Raw genomic sequence first — 7,888 nt, forward strand, 5'->3', positions numbered from 1 at the left:
CCCCGGCTCCGGCCCCATCAAGTGACCGGAATACCGCCGTAATCAGGGTCCCGAAAACGGCAGTAACCCAGGGACCGGAATACCGCCGTAATCAGGGGCCTGAAAACGGCCGTAATCGGGGTTTGGTCACAGGTGGCGAGCCGCGCTGGGCGACCGGGCAGGTCGCTCAGCGCGGCTCGTCGCTCGGTCAGTGGCCGTCGCGGGGGACGTAGCTGCCGGACTTGCCCACGAGGAAGTCCAGGTCGGCACCGTCGGAGGCCTGCAGCACGTGGTCGTAGTAGAGCCGCTGCCAACCGCGCTCGTAGGGGTTGTCCGGGTCCTTCCACTCCGACCGGCGGCGCTGCAGCTCCTCGTCCGAGATCTCCAGGTCCAGCCGCCGGTTGGGCACGTCGAGGCTGACGGTGTCGCCGGTGCGGACGAAGGCCAGCGGACCACCGGCAGCGGCCTCGGGCGTGACGTGCAGGACGACCGTGCCGTAGGCGGTGCCGCTCATCCGGCCGTCGGAGATGCGGACGATGTCGTCGAACCCGGCGTCCTGCACCTTCTTGGGCACCGGGACGTTGGCGACCTCGGGCATCCCCGGGTAGCCCTTCGGCCCGGCGTTGCGGACCACCAGCACGGTGTTCTCGTCGACATCGAGATCGTCGTCGGAGCACACCGCGTAGTACTCGTCGACGTCCTCGAACACCATCGCCGTGCCCCGGTGCACCAGCAGCCGGGGCGAGGCCGCGGACTGCTTGATCACGGCGCCCCCGGGCGCCAGCGATCCGCGCAGCACGGCGGTGCCGGTGCCCACGGCCTGGAACGGCTCGTCGAAGGAGGTGATGACCTCGCGGTTGTGCACCTCGGCGTCGGCGATGTTCTCGCCCATCGACCTGCCGTTGACGGTGATCGCTTCGCGCTCGACCAGCCCGCCCAGCTCCTTGAGCACCGCGGGCAGCCCGCCCGCGTAGCAGAAGTCCTCCATCAGGAACTTGCCGCTGGGCTGCAGGTTCACCAACGTCGGCACCTCGCGGGTGTCGAGGTCGAAGTCGTCGACGGTGAGCTCCACGCCGACCCGCTTGGCGATCGCGATCAGGTGCACCACGGCGTTGGTGGAGCCGCCGATGGCGGCGTTGGCGCGGATGGCGTTGCGGAACGCCTCGCGGGTGAGGATGTCGGAGGGCTTGAGGTCCTCGGAGACCATCTCCACGATCCGCTGCCCGGTCTGCTGCGCGGTGGCGTAGCGGCGGGCGTCCACGGCGGGCCAGGACGCGGCGTAGGGCAGCTGCATGCCCAGCGCTTCGACGACGCAGGCCATGGTCGAGGCGGTTCCCATCGTCATGCAGTGCCCGTTGGAGCGGGACATGCAGCCCTCGATGAAGTAGCACTCCTCCTGGTCGATGCGGCCGGCGACCAGGTCGGCCTCGGCCTGCCACACGGCGGTGCCGGAGCCGATGTCGGTCCCCCGGTACTTGCCGTTGAGCATCGGGCCGCCGGTGAGCATCACGGCGGGCAGGTCGACGCTGGAGGCGGCCATCAGCAGCCCGGGAGTGGTCTTGTCGCAACCGGACAGCAGCACCAGGCCGTCGAGCGGGTTGGCGCGGATGGTCTCCTCGGCCTGCATGGCCAGCAGGTTGCGGTAGAGCATGGTGGTCGGCCGCATCAGCGTCTCGCCGAGCGCCATGTTGGGGAATTCCAGGGGGAATCCACCCGCTTGCCACACACCGCGCTTCACCGATTCGGCGATGCGCTGCTGGTGGGCGTTGCACGGCGCCAGCTCCGACCAGGTCGTGCCGATGCCGATGACCGGCCGCCCGTCGAACACCTCGTCGCTGTAGCCCTGGTTCTTCACCCAGGAACGAGCGGTCATGCCCGCTCGCCCGTAGGCCCCGAACCAGCTGGCGCTGCGCCGCGGCGTGCTCATCGCGTCCTCCCGAGCTGTGGTTTCCAGCGGATGGAAGGGACGTAACCAGCTCGTGCGGCGGCGCGCAATAGCCCATCCGCAATACCGAACAGCGGTTGCCATTTCGAACAAGACCGTTGACGCTGCCGAACGGCACTCCTACGCTCGTGGTCCAAATCACGAACAACGTTCGACATACCGAACCTCGACGAGGAGGCACGGTGCGATCCGACGCCCCGGCGCTGCGCACAGCGGTGCGGCGAGTCATGGTCCGACTGATCCCGTTCCTGTTCCTGATGTACATCATCGCGTTCCTGGACCGCGTCAACATCGGCTTCGCCAAGGAGGAATTCCAGGCGCACGCCGGGATCTCGGAGGCCGCGTACGCACTCGGCGCGGGCCTGTTCTTCATCGGCTACGCGCTGTTCGAAGTCCCCAGCAACCTGATCATGACGCGGGTCGGCGCCCGCTGGTGGATGTGCCGGATCATGGTCACCTGGGGCCTCATCTCGGCGGCGATGTCGCTGGTCAACAGCGAGTTCCTGTTCTACCTGCTGCGCTTCCTGCTCGGCGTGGCCGAAGCCGGGTTCTTCCCCGGCGTGATCCTCTACATCACCTACTGGGTGCCGCACGCCTACCGCGCCCGCTGCAACGCGCTGTTCTACTTCGGCATCCCGCTGGCCTCGGTGCTCGGCGCACCGCTGTCGGGCGCGCTGCTGGAGCTCGACGGAGCGGCCGGATTCCTGGGCTGGCAGTGGATGTTCGCCGTCGAGGGCCTGATCGCCTGCGTCGTGGGCGTGTGGGCGTTCTTCTACCTCGACGACTCCCCAGCCCACGCCAAGTGGCTCACCGAGGACCAGCGCACCACCCTGCAAGCCGCGCTGGACGCCGAGGACGAGGCGAAGCGGGGACCGCACCGGCTGCTCTCGGCCCTGGTGGACCTCCGGGTGCTGTACTTCTGCCTGATCTACTTCCTGATCCAGTGCAGCGTCTACGGCATGACCTTCTACCTGCCGACGCAGGTCTCCGAGGCCGTGGGCAGCGAAGTCGGACTGCTCGTCGGTCTGGTCACGGCGATCCCCTGGACCGCGGCGCTGGTGGTCAACATCGTGGTCAACACGGCCGCGGACCGCCTGGCCCAGCCGAAGAAGCGCTTCGTCGCGGCCGCCTGCGTCGCCGTCGGCTCGGTCGGCATCGCGGCCTCCGCGGCCTTCAGCAACCCGGTCCTGGCCATCGCGGGCCTGTCGGTGGCGGCGGCCGGCTACATCGCCGTGCAGCCGGTCTTCTGGACGTTCCCGGCCGCCTACCTGACGGGCACCGCCGCCGCGGCCGGCATCGGCCTCATCAACTCGCTGGGGAACCTGGGCGGCTTCGTCGCCCCGGTCGCCAAGACCTGGGTCGAGTCCACCCTCGACTCCGACGCCGCAGGCCTCTACCTCCTCGCCCTCTGCGGCTTCGCCGCAGCAGCCCTCTTCCTCACCCTCACCAGATCAGACGACCCCGCACGAGCCGCGAAACCGCAGGACTCCCGAACCCCGAAGAGCCTCAACCCGAACTGACCCGGGCTCCCGGAGACCAAGGGACGGCCCTGGTCCCGGATCACGTCCTTCGCACCCGGTCCGTTCGGACCAGAACCCCCCTCGCGCAACGACAACCGGCTCTCCCCCGCGAAGGGGAAGAGCCGGTTGGAGGGTTCGCTCAGGGGACCTGCAGCGTCTGCAGCGGGGCTTGCTCCTTGGACAGCGGGATCTGGTAGCGCTGGGTGAGGGAACCGGCGATGGTGTGGAACAGCGGTGCCGCCGAGGTGGATTCGCGGGAGCCGGACGGGGCGTCGAGCATCAGGCCGACCACGAACCGCGGATCGTCCGCGGGGACCATGCCCGCGAAGGTGATCCAGTACTTCGACTGGCTGTAGCACCGGCACTCGGGATCGATCTGCTGCGCCGTACCCGTCTTGCCCGACACCTGGTAGCCCGGCATCGCGGCGGCCGGGCCGGTGCCGTCGTTGGCGCTGCCGGGACCGTTCTGCACCACCGAGCGCAGCATGTCCTTGACGATGTGCGCGGTCTGCGGGCTCACGACCCGGACCGGTTCCGGGCGCGGCCGCTCGATCCGCGTGCCGTCCGGAGCGATCTCGGCGTCGATGATGCGCGGCGGCACGCGGACGCCGTCGTTGGCGATCGCCTGGTACATGCCCGCCATCTGCAGCACGGTCATCGAAAGACCCTGCCCGATGGGCAGGTTCGCGAAGGTCGAGCCCGACCACTTCTCCCGCGGGAGCAGGCTGCCCGCGCTCTCGCCGGGCAGGCCGATGCCGGTCAGCTTGCCGAGCCCGAACGCCTTGGCCAGGTCGTACCACCGCTGCTCGCCGAGCTGCTGGGCGACCATCAGCGTTCCCACGTTGGAGGACTTGCCGAGCACGCCGGTGAAGGTCAGCCCGATGGTGCCGTGCTCCCACGCGTCACCCACCGTGCGGTCGGCGACCTCGATGCTGCCCGGCACCTGCAGCACCGTCTCGGGCTTGATCACGCCCTGCTCGATCGCGCCCGCCGCGGTGATCAGCTTGTTGACCGAACCGGGCTCGAAGGGCGTGGTGACCGCCGGGTTGCCGAGGTTGCCGACCCACGGACCGCGCGGGTCGAAGGTCTTGTCGTTGGCCAGCGCGTAGACCTCGCCGGTCTTGGCGTCGAGGACCACCGCGCTCGCGCTCTTGGCGCCCGCGCGGACGGCGTAGTCGGAGACCGCCTGCTGCACCATGTGCTGCAGGTCGGAGTCCAGGGTCAGCTGCACGTCCGAACCGGGGGTCGCCGGTTCCAGCTCGCGCTCGGTGCCGGGGATGACCAGGCTCGACCCCATCGCGGTGTCGGAGACCTTGGTGCCGTTGCGACCGGCGAGGACCTTGTTCATCGCCAGTTCCAGGCCGATCTGGCCCTGCACCTTGCGCTCGTCCATCCGCCAGTTCGCCGCGCCTATGACGTTGGCCGCCAGGTTGCCCGCCGGGTACTCGCGGGTGGCGCGGTACTCGGCGCCGATGTGCGGGTACTTCTCGGTGATCAGGTTGGCTTGGCTCGGGTCGATCTCCGGGCCGAAGTAGGTGAACGCGGCGTCCTTGAACAGCGCGTCCAGCACCTCCTGCTCGGTGATCTGGCCGGGCAGCGTCTTGGCGATGAACCGGGCGATGTCCTGCTTGTGCTGCACCGACGTCGGCTTGCTCGGGTCCTTCGCGTGCTGCTCGTCGAAGGCCTGGGTGAGCTGGCGCGGGTTGGCGTAGAGCTGGCGCGCTTCGCTGGAGAAGGCGAGCACGTTGGAGTTGCGGTCCACGATGGACCCGCGTTCGGCGGGGATCGCGTCCTTGGTGATCCGCTGCTTCTCGGCCTGGCTGGACAGCGCACCGGCTTCCACGCCCTGCACCTGGACCAGCTTGGCGCCGGTGACCAGCAGCGCGATCACCATGAGCAACCGCCCGACCAACAGCCGCCGGTTGCTTCCGGCGACGTTGGTGCGGGCGGTGCGACCTCGTGCTTGGGGCCTGCGCGGCATCAGCGCCCCATCGCCTGCGCTTGGGCCGGGTCGTTCTGCGGCGCGGTCTGCGGGGTCGCCGGCGGAACCGGCTGACCGGGCACGACCGCCTGGCCCGGCACGGCGGGCGGCGCGGGCGGAGCGGGCGGCGGCGGTGCGGTGGCCTTCTCCGGCTCACCGACGACCACGACCGAACCGTCCGGCTGCGGCACCAGGTGCGCCGGTGCCGGGGCCTTGACCATGCCCAGCTCCTGCTCGGCGCGGCGCTGGATCTCCGGCGTCGAACCCATCGTGCTGACGTCGCGCTGCAGCTGCTCCTTGCGCTCGTTGAGCGCGTTGACCCGCATCTCGCCCTCCTGCAGCTGGTAGCTGCCGCTGACCGCCGAGATCGACAGCCACAGCGTCGCCGCCAGGCCGGTGGCCAGCACGACCATCACGACCACGACCAGCGGCAGCCGGGCCAGCGTTGAGACGCGTTCGTGCACCAGCTGCTTGGCGCGCGGCATGGCCGCGACGGGACGCCGTTCGTCGATGCCCTGCCGGACCTGGCGCGGGCGCCGGGCCGACTGCTCGCGGCGCTCCTCGCGACGCGCGTAGGCGCGCTCGGCGGCGGCCGAGCGGGTGCGGCGCTTGTCGGCCTTCTTGGGCGGCGGCTTCAGGCCCGTCGGCTGAGGTGCCGTGCGGGTCTTCTCCGCGGTCTCGGCCTGGGCGCTGTCGGTCCGTGAAGCCGCGTTGGCACGTGCAGGTGCAGTCATGTCGCCTCCTCGCCGTTGCCCCCGCGGATCCGCTCGGCGGCGCGCAGCCGCACCGAAGCCGCCCTGGGGTTGGTTTCTCTCTCGTCCTCACCGGCCTGCTCGGAACCCCGTGTGAGCAGCCGGAACTCCGGCCCGTGCCCGGGGAGTTCGACCGGCAGGTCGACCGGGGTGCGGGACTTCACGCGATCGGCGAACTCCCGCTTGGTGATCTTGTCCTCCAGCGAGTGGTAGGACATGACCGCGATCCGCCCGCCCACGGCCAGCGACTCGAGGGCCGCGGGCAGAGCCCGCTCCAGCACGGCGAGCTCGGCGTTGACCTCGATGCGCAGCGCCTGGAAGGTGCGCTTGGCCGGGTGCCCTCCGGTGCGCCGGCTGGCGGCCGGGACCGTGTTGTAGAGCAGCTCGACCAGCCGCGCGCTGTTGCTGAACGGCTCCTTGTCGCGCTCGCGCAGGATCGCCGAGGCGATCTTGCCCGCGAACTTCTCCTCGCCGTAGACCCGCAGCACCCGCGCCAGGTCCTCGTGCGCGTAGGTGTTGAGGACGTCGGCGGCGGTGCGCGGCGCACCGGGATCCATCCGCATGTCCAGGGGCGCGTCCTGCGCGTAGGCGAAACCGCGCTCGGCCTCGTCCAGCTGCAACGAGGACACGCCCAGGTCGAACAGCGCGGCGTCCACAGCGGGCAGTCCGAGCTCGTCGAGCACCCGGTCCCACTCGTCGTAGACCGCGTGCACCAGGTGGACCCGGTCGGCGTACGGCGCCAGCCGCTCGCCCGCCAGGCGCAGCGCGTCCGGGTCGCGGTCGAGCCCGACCAGCGTCAACCCCGGATGCGCGGCGAGCATCGCCTCGGAGTGCCCGCCCATGCCCAGCGTGGCGTCGACGACCACCGCCCCGTCCCGGGACAGCGCAGGCGCGAGCAGCTCCAGCGTGCGCTCCAACAGCACCGGCACGTGCTTGTCGCGGGCGGAACCGCCCGTCTCATGCGGCTTGTCGGCCACTGCGGTCCCTCCCTCCCGCGTGCCGTTCTTGCTCATAACCAGCGATCGGCGCGCACTCAGCAGTGCGCACCGACCGTCGCAGCGTTGATCCCCCTCTTGCGCCGGATCCCGTCAGGTCCCCGCCCGCCCGTCGCTTCCTGGTACCGGGGAAGATGCACCAGGAGGCGAAAGCCGAGCGGACCGAGGCCTCACGAAACCCGACCGTCACGCCTAGAACACGCCGGGCAGCACCTCCTCGCGAGCCTGGGCGTAGCCCTCCTCGTGCTCGTCGAGGTAGCTCTGCCACCTCTCCGCCTGCCAGATCTCCAGGCGGGTGATCGCGCCGATGACCACGCATTCCTTGTTCAGTTCCGCGTAGCGCCGCAGCTCCGGTGCGATGGAGATCCGCCCCTGACCGTCGGGCCGCTGCTCGTCGGTTCCGGCGAACAGGTACCGCTGGTAGGCGCGAACCGCCTCGTTGGTGAACGGAGCCTCGGCGACCTTGCGCGCCATCTGCTCGAACTCGTCGCGCGGGAAGACGTAGAGGCAGTGGTCCTGACCTTTGGTGACCATCAGACCCCCCGCCAGTGCGTCCCGGAACTTCGCCGGCAGCGTCAAGCGCCCCTTGTCGTCGAGCTTGGGGTGATGGGTACCGAGAAACATCCCGGTCCACCTCCCCCGGCCCGGATCGCCCCTGCCGACGACTGGTCCCCGCGCCGAACCGACGCGGAGTCAACTGCCGACGAAGGCAGCAG

6 protein-coding genes are annotated in these 7,888 nt (G+C 70.1%); 1 reads left to right on the forward strand and 5 read right to left on the reverse strand.

Features of this window, described 5'->3' with window-relative positions; translation table 11 throughout:
• Nucleotides 1-187 precede the first annotated feature (187 nt).
• A complete protein-coding gene (locus tag E1202_RS30635; protein WP_132686798.1) occupies nucleotides 188-1,906 on the reverse strand; it encodes an IlvD/Edd family dehydratase in 1,719 nt (572 codons plus the stop codon).
• Between the two features lie 200 nt (nucleotides 1,907-2,106).
• On the opposite strand from E1202_RS30635, the gene E1202_RS30640 reads away from it, so the two are divergent.
• A complete protein-coding gene (locus tag E1202_RS30640; protein WP_235879132.1) occupies nucleotides 2,107-3,444 on the forward strand; it encodes an MFS transporter in 1,338 nt (445 codons plus the stop codon).
• Between the two features lie 139 nt (nucleotides 3,445-3,583).
• Here the strand turns inward: E1202_RS30640 and E1202_RS30645 are convergent, their stop codons facing one another.
• The 4 genes from E1202_RS30645 to mraZ all read right to left on the reverse strand — a co-directional run bounded on the left by E1202_RS30645 (nucleotide 3,584) and on the right by mraZ (nucleotide 7,796).
• Nucleotides 3,584-5,425: a peptidoglycan D,D-transpeptidase FtsI family protein gene (locus E1202_RS30645; protein ID WP_132686799.1), complete on the reverse strand. Its 1,842-nt coding sequence runs from the start codon at nucleotides 5,423-5,425 to the stop codon at nucleotides 3,584-3,586.
• Entirely contained in the window at nucleotides 5,425-6,159 is a 735-nt protein-coding gene (locus tag E1202_RS30650) for a hypothetical protein (RefSeq protein WP_132686800.1), read from the reverse strand. Before E1202_RS30650 ends, E1202_RS30645 begins: the two co-directional genes overlap by 1 nt.
• A complete protein-coding gene (gene rsmH, locus E1202_RS30655) occupies nucleotides 6,156-7,190 on the reverse strand; it encodes a 16S rRNA (cytosine(1402)-N(4))-methyltransferase RsmH (protein WP_132686801.1) in 1,035 nt (344 codons plus the stop codon). Before rsmH ends, E1202_RS30650 begins: the two co-directional genes overlap by 4 nt.
• Before the next feature lie 174 nt (nucleotides 7,191-7,364).
• On the reverse strand, nucleotides 7,365-7,796 hold the full coding sequence (gene mraZ / locus E1202_RS30660) for a division/cell wall cluster transcriptional repressor MraZ (RefSeq protein WP_132620661.1): 432 nt from the start codon (nucleotides 7,794-7,796) through the stop codon (nucleotides 7,365-7,367).
• Nucleotides 7,797-7,888: the final 92 nt, after the last annotated feature.

Origin of the sequence: Saccharopolyspora karakumensis, from assembly GCF_004349225.1 — a bacterium.
In the GTDB taxonomy this organism is placed as follows: Bacteria; Actinomycetota; Actinomycetes; order Mycobacteriales; family Pseudonocardiaceae; genus Saccharopolyspora; species Saccharopolyspora endophytica.